The organism is Spiroplasma endosymbiont of Zeiraphera isertana, from assembly GCF_964030805.1.
In the GTDB taxonomy this organism is placed as follows: domain Bacteria; phylum Bacillota_I; class Bacilli_A; order Mycoplasmatales; family VBWQ01; genus Spiroplasma_E.
The window spans coordinates 2285931-2301206 of sequence record NZ_OZ034965.1 but is presented as its reverse complement, the minus strand read 5'-3'; the positions used below and the strand labels follow the sequence as shown (position 1 = coordinate 2301206).

General features: G+C 24.4%; 21 protein-coding genes and 1 pseudogene. 9 read left to right on the top strand and 13 right to left on the bottom strand.

Features of this window, described 5'->3' with window-relative positions:
• Positions 1-29: 29 nt before the first annotated feature.
• Positions 30-152: pseudogene (locus AAHM78_RS17345) on the top strand (IS30 family transposase); the annotation flags it as partial.
• A gap of 19 nt (positions 153-171) precedes the next feature.
• Here the strand turns inward: AAHM78_RS17345 and AAHM78_RS16050 are convergent.
• The 6 genes from AAHM78_RS16050 to AAHM78_RS16025 all read right to left on the bottom strand — a co-directional run bounded on the left by AAHM78_RS16050 (position 172) and on the right by AAHM78_RS16025 (position 4803).
• The gene (locus AAHM78_RS16050; protein WP_342253866.1) at positions 172-729 is read right to left on the bottom strand and encodes an IS1/IS1595 family N-terminal zinc-binding domain-containing protein; all 558 of its coding nucleotides are present in this window, start codon (positions 727-729) and stop codon (positions 172-174) included.
• Between the two features lie 43 nt (positions 730-772).
• Entirely contained in the window at positions 773-1129 is a 357-nt protein-coding gene (locus AAHM78_RS16045; protein ID WP_342253865.1) for a hypothetical protein, read from the bottom strand.
• A gap of 411 nt (positions 1130-1540) precedes the next feature.
• On the bottom strand, positions 1541-2161 hold the full coding sequence (locus tag AAHM78_RS16040; RefSeq protein ID WP_342253864.1) for an IS1595 family transposase: 621 nt from the start codon (positions 2159-2161) through the stop codon (positions 1541-1543).
• The gene (locus tag AAHM78_RS16035) at positions 2125-2364 is read right to left on the bottom strand and encodes a hypothetical protein (RefSeq protein ID WP_342253863.1); all 240 of its coding nucleotides are present in this window, start codon (positions 2362-2364) and stop codon (positions 2125-2127) included. The genes AAHM78_RS16040 and AAHM78_RS16035 overlap by 37 nt, the downstream gene beginning before the upstream one ends.
• 175 nt (positions 2365-2539) lie before the next feature.
• Complete coding sequence (locus AAHM78_RS16030) at positions 2540-3256, bottom strand: IS1595 family transposase (RefSeq protein ID WP_342253862.1); 717 nt, start codon at positions 3254-3256, stop codon at positions 2540-2542.
• A gap of 423 nt (positions 3257-3679) precedes the next feature.
• Positions 3680-4803, bottom strand: a protein-coding gene (locus tag AAHM78_RS16025; protein WP_425289818.1) for an IS3 family transposase whose coding sequence is annotated in 2 segments (ribosomal slippage) — positions 3680-4527 and positions 4527-4803 — 1125 coding nt in all. Because the reading frame shifts where the segments join, the coding sequence is not laid out codon by codon here.
• A gap of 236 nt (positions 4804-5039) precedes the next feature.
• Between AAHM78_RS16025 and AAHM78_RS16020 the strand changes: the two genes are divergently transcribed.
• On the top strand, positions 5040-5999 hold the full coding sequence (locus tag AAHM78_RS16020) for an IS1/IS1595 family N-terminal zinc-binding domain-containing protein (protein WP_342253861.1): 960 nt from the start codon (positions 5040-5042) through the stop codon (positions 5997-5999).
• A gap of 18 nt (positions 6000-6017) precedes the next feature.
• Here AAHM78_RS16020 and AAHM78_RS16015 read toward each other — a convergent pair whose 3' ends face one another.
• The 4 genes from AAHM78_RS16015 to AAHM78_RS16000 form a co-directional block, all read right to left on the bottom strand.
• A complete protein-coding gene (locus tag AAHM78_RS16015; protein WP_342253860.1) occupies positions 6018-6158 on the bottom strand; it encodes a hypothetical protein in 141 nt (46 codons plus the stop codon).
• 44 nt (positions 6159-6202) lie between these two features.
• A complete protein-coding gene (locus tag AAHM78_RS16010; RefSeq protein ID WP_342253839.1) occupies positions 6203-6448 on the bottom strand; it encodes a hypothetical protein in 246 nt (81 codons plus the stop codon).
• Between the two features lie 571 nt (positions 6449-7019).
• Positions 7020-7484 carry a transposase family protein gene (locus AAHM78_RS16005; protein WP_342255132.1) on the bottom strand — a complete coding sequence of 155 codons (465 nt, stop codon included), beginning with the start codon at positions 7482-7484 and terminating at the stop codon, positions 7020-7022.
• Positions 7426-7836 (bottom strand): transposase family protein, encoded by a 411-nt coding sequence (locus tag AAHM78_RS16000; protein ID WP_342253359.1) that lies wholly within the window; start codon positions 7834-7836, stop codon positions 7426-7428. The genes AAHM78_RS16005 and AAHM78_RS16000 overlap by 59 nt, the downstream gene beginning before the upstream one ends.
• A 308-nt stretch (positions 7837-8144) precedes the next feature.
• Here AAHM78_RS16000 and AAHM78_RS15995 point away from each other — a divergent pair, with 308 nt between their 5' ends.
• From AAHM78_RS15995 to AAHM78_RS15985, 3 genes are all read left to right on the top strand, one after another.
• Positions 8145-9089, top strand: a complete 945-nt coding sequence (locus AAHM78_RS15995) for an IS30 family transposase (RefSeq protein WP_342253488.1) — start codon at positions 8145-8147, stop codon at positions 9087-9089.
• A gap of 96 nt (positions 9090-9185) precedes the next feature.
• Complete coding sequence (gene uvrB, locus AAHM78_RS15990; protein WP_342253859.1) at positions 9186-11171, top strand: excinuclease ABC subunit UvrB; 1986 nt, start codon at positions 9186-9188, stop codon at positions 11169-11171.
• A 14-nt stretch (positions 11172-11185) separates the two neighbouring features.
• On the top strand, positions 11186-11458 hold the full coding sequence (locus AAHM78_RS15985; protein ID WP_342253858.1) for a hypothetical protein: 273 nt from the start codon (positions 11186-11188) through the stop codon (positions 11456-11458).
• A 160-nt stretch (positions 11459-11618) separates the two neighbouring features.
• Here the strand turns inward: AAHM78_RS15985 and AAHM78_RS15980 are convergent, their stop codons facing one another.
• A complete protein-coding gene (locus AAHM78_RS15980) occupies positions 11619-12578 on the bottom strand; it encodes an IS1/IS1595 family N-terminal zinc-binding domain-containing protein (protein WP_342253239.1) in 960 nt (319 codons plus the stop codon).
• 243 nt (positions 12579-12821) lie between these two features.
• A complete protein-coding gene (locus tag AAHM78_RS15975; RefSeq protein ID WP_342253857.1) occupies positions 12822-13013 on the bottom strand; it encodes a hypothetical protein in 192 nt (63 codons plus the stop codon).
• 178 nt (positions 13014-13191) lie between these two features.
• Here AAHM78_RS15975 and AAHM78_RS15970 point away from each other — a divergent pair, with 178 nt between their 5' ends.
• From AAHM78_RS15970 to AAHM78_RS17340, 4 genes are all read left to right on the top strand, one after another.
• Entirely contained in the window at positions 13192-13908 is a 717-nt protein-coding gene (locus tag AAHM78_RS15970) for an IS1595 family transposase (RefSeq protein ID WP_342253856.1), read from the top strand.
• 114 nt (positions 13909-14022) lie between these two features.
• On the top strand, positions 14023-14415 hold the full coding sequence (locus AAHM78_RS15965; RefSeq protein WP_342253855.1) for a transposase family protein: 393 nt from the start codon (positions 14023-14025) through the stop codon (positions 14413-14415).
• A gap of 50 nt (positions 14416-14465) precedes the next feature.
• Positions 14466-14663 carry a hypothetical protein gene (locus tag AAHM78_RS15960; protein WP_342255223.1) on the top strand — a complete coding sequence of 66 codons (198 nt, stop codon included), beginning with the start codon at positions 14466-14468 and terminating at the stop codon, positions 14661-14663.
• A complete protein-coding gene (locus AAHM78_RS17340) occupies positions 14660-14839 on the top strand; it encodes a transposase (RefSeq protein WP_425289777.1) in 180 nt (59 codons plus the stop codon). The genes AAHM78_RS15960 and AAHM78_RS17340 overlap by 4 nt, the downstream gene beginning before the upstream one ends.
• Before the next feature lie 266 nt (positions 14840-15105).
• On the opposite strand, the gene AAHM78_RS15955 is transcribed toward AAHM78_RS17340, so the two are convergent.
• Positions 15106-15228, bottom strand: coding sequence for a hypothetical protein (locus AAHM78_RS15955; protein ID WP_342253854.1), 123 nt, complete (start codon positions 15226-15228; stop codon positions 15106-15108).
• Between the last annotated feature and the right edge of the window lie 48 nt (positions 15229-15276).

The following is a 15276-nucleotide window of genomic DNA, read 5'->3' as shown; positions in this document are numbered from 1 at the left end:
TTTTTTTATTTCATCAAGAGTTTTTTTGAAAATTAAAAGATCTATCTTCATATAAACAAAAAGATTTAAATTTTATAGAATTTCAAATTAATTCTACACCCAGAAAATCGCTCTCTTATAAAAGACCAACAGATTTAATACAATTATTTTAAAAAACTGTCCCATTTATATTTACAACTCAGGATTTTCTTCAATTCATTTTTTTCTTGGATCATCTGTATTTTTGAAATTTCCTTTATGAATTTCTTTGATAAAAGTTTCATCAATTTCAATTCTACCTTTTAATTTTGTGAATGGTTTTTGTTTTTTTGCTAATTGTGATGATTTCATAAATTTTTGACGATTAAATCATGCTGATGTTTTTGAAATTTTAGCAAATTGAGAAATAGTATAAGCTGATTGACCTAACAATGACAATCAAATTATTCAATCTCATTGTTCATGAGATAAATGACTTCAATGTAAAAAATGATTTCTTAAAGCATCAAAGCTACTTTTACAATCTTTGCATAAATATTTTTGCTTATTATTCTTAAAACCATTTTTTACACATCAATAAGATTTACAATTTGGACATTGAATTCATTTTTCTTTAAATTTTTTATCAATTGCATCTAATTTTTCTTTTTTCTCAATTTGTTTAATTCTATTTTTAAAATGTCTAATAATTTTTATAAATTCTTCATCTTTTTTGTTTTTTAAAACATCAATTAATTCATTATTAGTCACAAAAAATCACCCCTGATATAAAAATATTACTTTTAATTTTAAATTAAAAGTAATATCAAGATTTTTTGTGAAAATTAAAAGAAATTTTTATTAGTTCAGGATCAATTGAGCCGAGGTATTCATCTTCAATTTTGATAGCATAAACTTGATTTTCTAATTCTTCAACAACATAACCAATTCCCCTGGTTGGAAAAATAGCATCTTCACGGATAATACTAATTACCAAATCACCCGGTTTTAAAGAAATTAAATTTTTATCTTTTTGTGCATAACGATCAAGCATTACCATTCTTGATACACCTTCATGAGTAATTTTATAATCTTTTTCTATTGTTTTTAAGTGTGTAAAATGCTTACTAATATCTTCATTTAAATTATTTTTTAAACTTTCACTGTACATAAAAATTCACCTGACCCTTTACAAATTTATTCTTATTATAACAATTGATAAATTTAAAGTCTAAATTTACATTGTTAGTAACTTATTATTTATTTCAGAAAATAATACGCTTTAAAATAATATCATAATTTATTTTATTAAAAATTTATTTTTTGAAATAAATAAATTCAAATTTAATATTATATAGTCAATGCTAATAATCTTACAAATTAATTTTTCTTAGTTATAAATTTATTTTTAATAATGCATTTTATTGTTTGTGGTTCTACGTTATTATTGCCTACTATATAAGAAATATTTTTAGATTTAAAAATTTATATTTTTTTAGGCTTTTCTCCCTTTATGTACTATTTTTAAATTTTATCACATAAATGCTGAGAAAAGCCTATCTACGGACTTCTCCCCACATTTTTAAATCAAACATAACATTACAGTTTCAAAACTAGGTATATTGTTGAATTTATATGCCGATTCTTTTGCATATAAATGAACATGATGTTTTTCAACTTTGATATGTGTTTTAAATGTTCGTCTGATGTGCTTTCATGCCGATTCAATCTGGTTTATGTTTACACAGGTTTTTGAAACATAGCCATCTTGATGGTTAACTGTTTCATGCTTAGTGAAAACTGATTTAAAATGGCGATATCCTTTTCAAGAATCAGTATGTACATCACACTTTGAAGAAATGTGGTTTCTTGTAAATTGCAAAAGATTTTTTTGATTTGCATTTTTCAACACTTTCACAATTAAATTATTGGTTGTTTTTTCATAAATCCCAACAATCAAAGTTTTATTTTTTAAGGATCTTCCTTGTTTTTTAAAACCCATATGTGAAAGATACATTTCATCCGTTTGCACTATGCCCTCAACAATGAATTGAGGTTCTTGTTTTGCAATTGCACTTCGGATGTTATGACCCATTCTTCAAGCGGTTTTCAAAGTTACTCCCAATTCTTTTGCAACATCAGTTGATGGAATTCCATGTTTGGTGTTTATTCATCTAAAGATGAGATAAAACCAAGATGTCAAAGGTGTTTGTGACTTGTAAAAAAAATGGTGTCATGAAGAATACTAAATGTTTGATGACATTTCAAACATCTTATTCTTCTTAAATCAGAAGTATTCAAATTTGTTCAAGAACACCTCATACATTTGTTTTCCTTCAAACTTGCTATATATTTCAAACAATCTTTTTCTGTTTGAAATATATTGTTGAACTCATTCAATTTCATTGTTTCCTCCACAAGTACATGTGGGGAGAAGTCCGTTTTTTATTCATTAATAAAATCCTTTTATATCAAAATTAGTGCTAATTATATAAGGCTTTTATCCCTTTATGTACTATTTTTAAATTTTATCACATAAATGGAGATAAAAGCCTACCTAGGAAATTATCCCCGCATGTATTTAAATCAAACACAAAATTACAGTTTCAAAACTAGGTATGTTATTGAATTTATATGCTGATTCTTTTGCATATAAATGAATATTGTGCTTTGAAACTCTTATGTGTGTTCGGAAAGTTCGTCGGATGTGCTTTCATGCTGATTCAATCTGGTTTGTGTTTACACCTGTTGGTGACACATACCCAACTTCATGATTTACGATTTCATGTTTGGGATAGAAGTTTTTGAAACTTACATATCCCTTCCAAGAATCCGTAAATAGACAGCACTCAGTAAAAATGTGTTTCAATGCAAATCTTAAAAGGTTTTTTTCATCTGCATTTTTCAGCACCTTCACAATTAGTTTGTTGCTGGTTTTCTCATAAACTCCAACAATCAAAGTTTTATTCAACAAGGATCTTCCTTGTTTTTTAAAACCTAAATGTGAAAGATACATTTCATCCATCTGTGCTGTGCCATCAACAATGAAACCTGCATCTTGATTTCCAATTCTAGTCCTGATTTCATGACACATTCTTCAAGCTGTTTTATAGGTCACACCCAATTCCCTTGCAACATCGGTTGCTGGTATGCCATGCTTTGTGTTTATTCATCTAAAGATGAGATAAAACCAAGATGTCATTTCGGTCTGTGACTTATAAAAAATGGTTCCATAAAGAATACTAAATGTTTGGTTACAGTTCAAACATCGTATTCTTCTCAAATCAGAAGCATTCAAACTAGAAGAAGCACACCTGATGCATTTCATTATTTTAAACTTCGCTATATATTTCAAACAATCGTTTTCAGTTTGAAATATGCTATTGAATTCATTTCAATTCATTTTTTCCTCCACACTAGTACATGCAGGGATAATTTCCTTATATAATACAATTACTTTTATAATACATTCAGATTTTTTTGATTAATGTTATAGTAAAAGAACATATATGTTATTATATTAGAGATTATTTTTTATTAAGAAATAATTAAGGTTTTTTTCTTTATATACTATTAAATTTATTATATAAATTCTGAAAAAAATCTATCTATTTATCGACTTTTTCTCAATTTTTAAATTAAACATAACATTACAGTTTTAAAACTAGATATGTTGTTTAATTTATATGATTTTCTTTTGGAATGGCAACCTTTTTTAGGACTATTTTTTGGTAGACATTTGTTTTTGATAATTAACTGGAGTTAGGTAGTTTAAAGTGCTATGAATTCGTATGTTGTTATATCAATTGATATAATCAAATAATTCTAATTTTAATTGGATTAATGATCTAAAATTTTTATCATTAATAAATTCAGTTTTGAAAGTTTTAAAAGTTGCTTCAGCAACAGCATTGTCATAAGGACATCCTTTTTTGCTTAAAGAGCGAGTAATATTGAATGCTAGTAAAAGTTTATCAATAATTTTATTATTAAATTCATTACCTCGATCGCTATGAAATATTTGAATATCTTTTAAACAGCGATTTGATTGCATAAATGCTTCATATACTAATGATGCATCTTTTTTAGTGCCTACACTATGTCCAATAATTTCGCGGTTCAATAGGTCTATTAATAAACAAATATAGTTTCACTTACCATTTACTTGAACATAAGTTAAATCACTAACAATAACTTCATTTTTAATCCTATTCTTAAAGTTTCTATTAACAAGATTAGTTATTTGACTATCATTGACTTTATTATGATGATTTTTGTGTCTTAATTTAGTGTATTTTGATATTAAATTATGTTTATTCATAATTTCTTTAATTTTTCGTCTTGATAAATAAATTTCTTGGTTTTCTAATATGACTTTTAATCTTCTTGTGCCATAAATTTCTTTATTTTCTTTAAAAGCACTAATAACAGCTTCATCATACATATTATTTTGATTTTTTTCTTTTTTCTTGAAATTAAAATAATATGTTGATTTAGAGAGTTTTAAAAAACGACAAATTGTACGAATTTTATATTTACATTTATTATTGATAATAATCTCTATTTTCTGCCTATTATTAGTGCTGATTGCTTTAAAATATCATTTTCCATTCGTAACTGTTTTAATTCTTTTCTTAATTTAATTAATTCATTTTCTTCAACAGAACGATTATCTTTAGATTTAAAACTACCTGAATTAGTAAATTGCTTAATTCAATTATAAGTAGCTGCTCTTGTAAAATTGTACTCTTTAGCAAGACAAGACACTGACTTACCACTTTGATATAAAGCTACTATTTGTTTCTTAAATTCGTCGGTATATGAGTTAATATTGGCTATAATTATAGTTCCTTTCTTTTAACTAATTTGTTCACTTGTCTACGTAATTAGTGTCCAATAAAGTGTAACCTATCCACTTTTCCATATAAATGAATATGATGTTTTGTAACATTGATACAAAAGTACATGTTGGTAAAAATCTTTTAATTTTCACAAAAAATCTTTTAATTTTCAAAAAAAATCTTGATATTACTTTTAATTTAAAATTAAAAGTAATATTTTTATATCAGGGGTGATTTTTTGTGACTAATAATGAATTAATTGATGTTTTAAAAAACAAAAAAGATGAAGAATTTATAAAAATTATTAGACATTTTAAAAATAGAATTAAACAAATTGAGAAAAAAGAAAAATTAGATGCAATTGATAAAACATTTAAAGAAAAAGGAATTCAATGTCCAAATTGTAAATCTTATTGATGTGTAAAAAATGGTTTTAAGAATAATAAGCAAAAATATTTATGCAAAGATTGTAAAAGTAGCTTTGATGCTTTAAGAAATCATTTTTTACATTGAAGTCATTTATCTCATGAACAATGAGATTGAATAATTTGATTGTCATTGTTAGGTCAATCTGCTTATACTATTTCTCAATTTGCTAAAATTTCAAAAACATCAGCATGATTTAATCGTCAAAAATTTATGAAATCATCACAATTAGCAAAAACACAAAAACCATTCACAAAATTAAAAGGTAGAATTGAAATTGATGAAACCTTTATCAAAGAAATTCATAAATGAAATTTAAAAAATCCAGATGATCCAAGAAAAAAATGAATTGAAGAAAATGCTAAAGATTTAAACTGTTGTATTGAAATGGCAATTGATGAAAATAAAAATATTTATGCTCAAACAACAAATACTAAAAGATTAACAAAAAAATGAGTACAAGAAAATTTAACATCTAAGCTTATCGAAGAAAAATCAATTATAGTTTGTGATATGCAAATACTATATGATACAGTAGCTAAACAAACAAAATGTACTCTCAAGAAATTTAAATCAAAAGAAAATAAAGAATTAAATTATAAAAATTTAAGTAATATCAGTAAAATACAATCAAGTTTAAAAGAATTTATTACTCATTATCATGGCATTGGATTTACCAATATTCAAAATTACCTCAATTTATGAAAATTTAAATACCAACATTATAAAATATCACCTTATGCAAAATCTGAAGCATTATATTTCAGTTTGTAAAAAAAATAAATCCCAAAATTAAATAAAATAAAATTTTAGGCCAGGTTGATGATTTTTTTTATTTCATCAAGAGTTTTTTTGAAAATTAAAATAATTTTCTTTACAATAATCACAATGTCATTTTTTGTTTTTGAAAATTTCTTTAAATTTTTTAAACATTATATTTTTTCTCTCTTTCTTATTATTTTTTTTGTAAGTATATTTTATTCTTGTTCAAGTTCTGTTCATGAGCCAGTAGTGTTAGTTACTACTTTTCATCCTGTATTACTATTTTCGAATTTAGTTTTTAATTGATTAAAATTCTCAATAATTTTTTCAGATAAAGTATATAAATCTTCGTTTGAAATATAACCTTTTCAACCACTTGCATCTCATTCGGGAAATCTAGAAATAATATTAAAAATTTCAGTTATATTTTTATTAGTATTTAAAATTTTTTTGTCATTCATATCGACTTAATGCAATTTTTAAAGTATCATGTCATAAAAATTTATAATATTTTTCTATTATATTTTTATCGTGAGTATTTGGTGAAAATTGTGGTGCTAGAAAAAATAATTCCTTAGGTGCTTCATGATAAGTTACTATAATTCCAGAGGTATTATATCCACGTACATTAATTAAAGATGAAAAATTATTTATTAATTTTTCAGTTAATTCATATATGCTAATCTTTTCTCATCCATTATCTTGATAAGTAAAAGATGAAGTATCATAGTATATTTTTTCTCTTAATTTTTCAAGGTCATTTAAAGAAAAAAGCTTAAATCCAGTATCTAAAGTACTGTTATTAATGTATATATACGATATAGCAAGTTCATATTGATTTTCATAGTTAGTAATAATTTTATTTTCACCATCATATTTTATTGGTTCATTATTTAAAATATTTGTAGTTTTAATTTGGGTGCTTAAAATAGAATTTAAGTTTCCTGTGGTTGTTGCAAATGTTAAAAGACTTACTGCTGTTAATAATCATTCCCCTTTTTTAGTTTTTTTTACTTTAGACTTGGTGCAAAACTAAGGTAATTCAAAATTATATATTCCTGCTATTAAATTAAATCTTAATGCAAATCTTCGTATTTTATTGCGATATTTTAAACTTAAAATTTTAAAACGTTTTAGTTTAGCAAATACGTGTTCAATTTTAATTCTAATTTTACTTAAAGTTTTATTGTATTCTTTTTGAATTGGTGTTAATTGATTGTATTTACTTTTTTTAAATGGCAAAAATGTATTTTTATGAATATTTTGTATACCTTGATAACCTGAATCAACAAAAACTTGTTTTTCTGGATGAATAAAAGTTTTAGATTTTAGAAGCAATTTAAAATCATGAATGCTTCCAAAACAAAAATCAGTTGAAATAATTTTTCCATTGGAAATATCAATAATTATTTGGGATTTGAGAGAATGATGTTTATTTTTACCTGAAAAAAGTAATTTTATTTTTTTTAATTCTTTCAATTGGAGTTTCAGTAGCATCAATAGCTAACAAATTATTATTAGTACCTTTATTTTTTGTTAAATCTTTTTTTCCAGGTAAATTAAAAATTCCGCTTTTTATTAAAATATTTTCAATTCAAAAAATATTACGAATGCAACTAGTATGACTAATATTATATCTTTTTGCAATAACTCTATAACTACTATAGTCTTTTCAATATTCTAAAGTCATTAATAAACGCTCTTCAATTACAATTTTATTTTTTCTACCACCATAATATTTTTGTTTAGACTCAGCAATTTTTAAAATTTCAAGCATTTTATAAAATGTTTGTGGCTTTATGCCGACTAAACTATAAAATTCTTGATCATCTTTATATTTTTTCAACATAATAACTATCACCTTTAATATTAATAATAATCGTTAAATTGTTAAAATTAAAGGTTTTGCACCAAGTCTTTTATATAAAAATTATTTTAATTATCTGTTTAAAATTTTACTATATTCTAAGTAAAATAAAATATAAACGATAATAAGTCAATTTTAAACATTGGATTTATTTGATAACTAAACTTTAAATTTTTTAAGAAATTTATTATAATTTTTTATACTTCTTTAATTGTAAAATTAAAAAGGACACCTATATAAAAATTAAATTGTGTTAGTTCTATAATTAAGAAAAGAAAGGAATTAGCGCAATGTATAAGTATCTGAGTATTGAATCAATAATAGCAATAAAAGAATATAAAAATTATGGATTTTCGATTCGTAAAATAGCAAAAATTGTTGATTATAGTAAATCAACTGTACATAGAGTTTGTAGATTATTAAATAAAAACTTATTGCCATTAGAAATATTGAATCAATTTCAAAAAAATAAACAAAATGCAGGCAGAAAATTAATAATTTTAACTTTAACAGAAATTAATAGTATTAATCATTTGTTAATTACTAAAAAGTATGCTCTTGATATAATTGCTAACTTTTTAAAGGAAAATAAAATAAAAAGTATTTCAACAAAAACTTTATATAACATGTTTAAAACAAATCGAATGGGTTTTGATGAAAATAACTTATTGAGAAAAGGCAAAAATAAATCTCACAAACAAAAAGAAACTGGGGGCAAAATTAATAATTGTAAGTCTATTCATGAAAGAAATTTAATCATTCCTAATATTAAAAATATACAAGAATTTGGTCATTTAGAAGGTGATACTATCATTGGCAAAGATCATAAAAGTTCTATTATTACTTTGGCTGATATATGATCAAAAACCACAATTCCTTTAGTAACTAAAAATCATAAATCAGAAAATATTACGAAAAGTATAATAAAATTTATTTCAAAGTTACAAAAAGGAACAGTTAAAACCATTACTTTTGATCGTGGTAAAGAATTTAGTAAATGAAGATTAATCGAAAAAATTTGTAATGTCAAAATTTATTTTGCAGATCCTGGTAAACCTTGCCAAAGGGGTTTAAATGAAAATAATAATGGTATTTTAAGAAGATATTTACCAAAATCTACAGATCTATCTTCATATAAACAAAAAGATTTAAATTTTATAGCATTTCAAATTAATTCTACACCCAGAAAATCGCTCTCTTATAAAAGACCAATAGATTTAATACAATTATTTTAAAAAACTGTCCCATTTATATTTACAACTCAGGTTATTATTATTTTATTTAAAATAATATGGTATTGTATATAGAATGTTTTAAAGGAATATAAAGTTATGTTTAAATTAAAAGCGCCTTATAAACCAACAGGTGATCAACCTGAAGCAATTAGAAAATTAGTAGTAGCTATTAAAAATAATATTAAATACCAAGTATTATTAGGAGCCACTGGTACGGGTAAAACTTTTACAATGGCCAATGTTATTGTGCAAGTGCAAAAACCAACTTTAATTTTAGTACATAATAAAACATTAGCTATGCAATTATATGGAGAATTGAAAACTTTTTTTCCTGAAAATCGCGTTGAATATTTTGTCTCATATTTTGATTTTTATCAACCCGAGGCATATTTACCAAAAACCGATACTTATATTGATAAAAATTCTAAACAAAATCAAGAAATTGAAATGTTAAGATTAAGTGCTTTAAATGGTTTATCTATTAGTAAAGATGTTATTGTTGTAGCATCAGTAGCAGCAATTTATGGTGAACAAGAACCAACAGCATATAAAGATAACTTTTTTGAATTGAGAAAAGGACAAAAAATTAATAGAAAAGATTTATTATTAAGACTAATTAAAAATGGATATGTACGTAATGATATTACATTAGAACCGGGTAGTTTTAGTGCAAAAGGTGATTTAATAAAGTTAGCTCCATCTTGAAATGATCAATTTTATTTAAGAATTAGTTTATTTGGTGATGAAATTGAAGAAATAGCACGTATTGATACATTAGGCGCTAATGTTTTAGAACGTTTTCCCTTTATTACAATTTTTCCTGCGCAAAATTATATTACTAGTAAAAATCGTGTTGATCAGGCAGTTATTAAAATTACTGAAGAGTTAAAAATAACATTAGCACAACTAAGAAAAAATAATATGTTAGTAGAAGCGCAAAGATTAGAACAAAGAACAGAACACGATCTAGAGTCCTTAAAAGAATTTGGTATTTGTGGTGGTATTGAAAACTATTCTCGTCATTTAGAAAATAGAGAAGTGGGTTCAGCACCATATACTTTAATTGATTTTTTTCCAGATGATTTTTTAACAATTATTGATGAATCTCATATGACATTACCGCAAATTAGAGGAATGTATAATACTGATCGTAGCAGAAAAGAAACATTAGTAAAATATGGCTTTCGTTTACCTAGTGCTTTGGATAATCGTCCTTTAAATTTTAATGAATTTTCTAATAAGTTAAAGCAAGTTATTTATACTTCAGCAACTCCTGCTGATTATGAATTATCTTTAATTAAAAATGAAGTTGAACCCTTTAATGTACCAGTTCAACAAATTATTCGTCCCACGGGTTTATTAGATCCAACAATTGAAATTAAACCAACTAAAAATCAAATGGAAGATATTATTAATCAAATCAAATTACGAACAAAAAATAATGAAAGAGTATTTATTACTACTTTAACAATTAGAATGGCAGAAGAATTATCAAATTTTTTACAAGAACAAAAAATTAAAGTCGCTTATATTCATAATGAATTAAAAACATTAGAACGTACTAAAGTTTTGTTAGATTTAAGAAAAGGTGTTTTTGATGTTATTGTTGGTATTAATTTATTACGCGAAGGATTAGACGTACCAGAAGTGTCATTAATCTGTATTTTGGATGCCGATAAATCTGGTTTTTTACGTAATACTAAATCATTAATCCAAACTATTGGTCGTGCAGCACGAAATGTTAATGGTCATGTTATACTATATGGAGATATTAAGACAGAGGCAATAACACAAGCAATTGAAGAAACGCAAAGAAGAAGAGAAATTCAACTTGCTTATAATAAAAAACATAATATAGTACCAGTGACTGTTAAAAAACCGTTGAGTGAAATCGTAAGTACTAGAGAATTAGATGTTGATTTAAAAATTTTAAATTCAATTAAAGGTAAAACAAAAATAGCTGCTAAAACAAAGATAATTGCTGATTTAAGAGTTGAAATGTTACAAGCAGCTAAAGATTTAAATTTTGAAAAGGCAGCTTCACTTCGTGATTTAATTTTGAATATTGAAAGTGAAAAATAAAGGAGTAAAATAAGTTGATCGATAAAATACAAAAAGGTATTTTGATAAGTCCAAATACTAAAATTAATCCTCATATACCAACAATATTTTTAATAAAAAATTATATTACTAAACCTAAAATTTTTATTGGTGATTATACTTATTATCATGATTTTAATGGTGAGCAAGCAGCTATTGATTTTGAAAATAAAAATATAATTTATCATTTTCCAAATATGATAGATGATGAATTAATTATTGGTAAATTTTGTTCAATTGCACAAGGTGTTTTATTTCCTGAGTTGTAAATATAAATGGGACAGTTTTTTAAAATAATTGTATTAAATCTATTGGTCTTTTATAAGAGAGCGATTTTCTTTTAATTTTCAAAAAAACTCTTGATGAAATAAAAAAAATCATCAACCTGGCCTAAAATTTGATTTTATTTAATTTTGGGATTTATTTTTTTTACAAACTGAAATATAATGCTTCAGATTTTGCATAAGGTGATATTTTATAATGTTGGTATTTAAATTTTCATAAATTGAGGTAATTTTGAATATTGATAAATCCAATGCCATGATAATGAGTAATAAATTCTTTTAAACTTGATTGTATTTTACTGATATTACTTAAATTTTTATAATTTAATTCTTTATTTTCTTTTGATTTAAATTTCTTGAGAGTACATTTTGTTTGTTTAGCTACTGTATCATATAGTATTTGCATATCACAAACTATAATTGATTTTTCTTCGATAAGCTTAGATGTTAAATTTTCTTGTACTCATTTTTTTGTTAATCTTTTAGTATTTGTTGTTTGAGCATAAATATTTTTATTTTCATCAATTGCCATTTCAATACAACAGTTTAAATCTTTAGCATTTTCTTCAATTCATTTTTTTCTTGGATCATCTGGATTTTTGAAATTTCCTTTATGAATTTCTTTGATAAAAGTTTCATCAATTTCAATTCTACCTTTTAATTTTGTGAATGGTTTTTGTGTTTTGGCTAATTGTGATGATTTCATAAATTTTTGACGATTAAATCATGCTGATGTTTTTGAAATTTTAGCAAATTGAGAAATAGTATAAGCAGATTGACCTAACAATGACAATCAAATTATTCAATCTCATTGTTCATGAGATAAATGACTTCAATGTAAAAAATGATTTCTTAAAGCATCAAAGCTACTTTTACAATCTTTGCATAAATATTTTTGCTTATTATTCTTAAAACCATTTTTTACACATCAATAAGATTTACAATTTGGACATTGAATTCCTTTTTCTTTAAATTTTTTATCAATTGCATCTAATTTTTCTTTTTTCTCAATTTGTTTAATTCTATTTTTAAAATGTCTAATAATTTTTATAAATTCTTCATCTTTTTTGTTTTTTAAAACATCAATTAATTCATTATTAGTCACAAAAAATCACCCCTGATATAAAAATATTACTTTTAATTTAAAATTAAAAGTAATATCAAGATTTTTTGTGAAAATTAAAACGATTTTCTGGGTGTAGAATTAATTTGAAATGCTATAAAATTTAAATCTTTTTGTTTATATGAAGATAGATCTTTTAATTTTCAAAAAAACTCTTGATGAAATAAAAAAAATCATCAACCTGGCCTAAAATTTGATTTTATTTAATTTTGGGATTTATTTTTTTTACAAACTGAAATATAATGCTTCAGATTTTGCATAAGGTGATATTTCATAATGTTGGTATTTAAATTTTCATAAATTGAGGTAATTTTGAATATTGGTAAATCCAATGCCATGATAATGAGTAATAAATTCTTTTAAACTTGATTGTATTTTACTGATATTACTTAAATTTTTATAATAGACTTGGTGCAAAACCTTTAATTTTAACAATTTAACGATTATTATTAAGGAAATTATCCCCGCATGTACTAGTGTGGAGGAAAAAATGAATTGAAATGAATTCAATAGCATATTTCAAACTGAAAACGATTGTTTGAAATATATAGCGAAGTTGAAAATAATGAAATGCATCAGGTGTGCTTCTTCTAGTTTGAATACTTCTGATTTGAGAAGAATACGATGTTTGAACTGTAACCAAACATTTAGTATTCTTTATGGAACCATTTTTTATAAGTCACAGACCCAAATGACATCTTGGTTTTATCTCATCTTTAGATGAATAAACACAAAGCATGGCATACCAGCAACCGATGTTGCAAGGGAATTGGGTGTGACCTATAAAACAGCTTGAAGAATGTGTCATGAAATCAGTACTAGAATTGGAAATCAAGATGCAGGTTTCATTGTTGATGGCACAGCACAGATGGATGAAATGTATCTTTCACATTTAGGTTTTAAAAAACAAGGAAGATCCTTGTTGAATAAAACTTTGATTGTTGGAGTTTATGAGAAAACCAGCAACAAACTAATTGTGAAGGTGCTGAAAAATGCAGATGAAAAAAACCTTTTAAGATTTGCATTGAAACACATTTTTACTGAGTGCTGTCTATTTACGGATTCTTGGAAGGGATATGTAAGTTTCAAAAACTTCTATCCCAAACATGAAATCGTAAATCATGAAGTTGGGTATGTGTCACCAACAGGTGTAAACACAAACCAGATTGAATCAGCATGAAAGCACATCCGACGAACTTTCCGAACACACATAAGAGTTTCAAAGCACAATATTCATTTATATGCAAAAGAATCAGCATATAAATTCAATAACATACCTAGTTTTGAAACTGTAATTTTGTGTTTGATTTAAATACATGCGGGGATAATTTCCTAGGTAGGCTTTTATCTCCATTTATGTGATAAAATTTAAAAATAGTACATAAAGGGATAAAAGCCATTATTAATATTAAAGGTGATAGTTATTATGTTGAAAAAATATAAAGATGATCAAGAATTTTATAGTTTAGTCGGCATAAAGCCACAAACATTTTATAAAATGCTTGAAATTTTAAAAATTGCTGAGTCTAAACAAAAATATTATGGTGGTAGAAAAAATAAAATTGTAATTGAAGAGCGTTTATTAATGACTTTAGAATATTGAAAAGACTATAGTGGTTATAGAGTTATTGCAAAAAGATATAATATTAGTCATACTAGTTGCATTCGTAATATTTTTTGAATTGAAAATATTTTAATAAAAAGCGGAATTTTTAATTTACCTGGAAAAAAAGATTTAACAAAAAACAAAGGTACTGATAATAATTTGTTAGCTATTGATGCTACTGAAACTCCAATTGAAATAATTAAAAAAAACTAAAATTACTTTTTTCAGGTAAAAAGAAACATCATTCTCTCAAATCCCAAATAATTATTGATATTTCCAATGGAAAAATTATTTCAACTGCTTTTTGTTTTGGAAGCATTCATGATTTTAAATTGCTTCTAAAATCTAAAACTTTTATTCATCCAGAAAAACAAGTTTTTGTTGATTCGGGTTATCAAGGTATACAAAATATTCATAAAAATACATTTTTGCCATTTAAAAAAGTAAATACAATCAATTAACACCAATTCAAAAAGAATACAATAAAACTTTAAGTAAAATTAGAATTAAAATTGAACACGTATTTGCTAAACTAAAACGTTTTAAAATTTTAAGTTTAAAATATCGCAATAAAATACGAAGATTTGCATTAAGATTTAATTTAATAGCAGGAATATATAATTTTGAATTACCTTAGTTTTGCACCAAGTCTATTATAAAATATCACCTTATGCAAAATCTGAAGCATTATATTTCAGTTTGTAAAAAAAATAAATCCCAAAATTAAATAAAATCAAATTTTAGGCCAGGTTGATGATTTTTTTTTATTTCATCAAGAGTTTTTTTGAAAATTAAAACAAATTTCTTTTAATTTTTCATAATCTTTTTCAGTAAATCTTAAATGAACAATAATTTGTTTTATCATTAAATCTTCTGGTTTCTTTTTAGGTGCTGCTACCATATTTATTCACTACTTTCTTCTCTCATAAATAATTCTTTAATTCTTTCACCATATTTACCATTTTCAATATCTTGAAAAAATATTTGTAAATCATTTTTGATATCTTGAAAACCTTTATTTTGCATATTATTACACTCCTTTAAAATTTTCTAACGGACTTCTCCCCACATGTA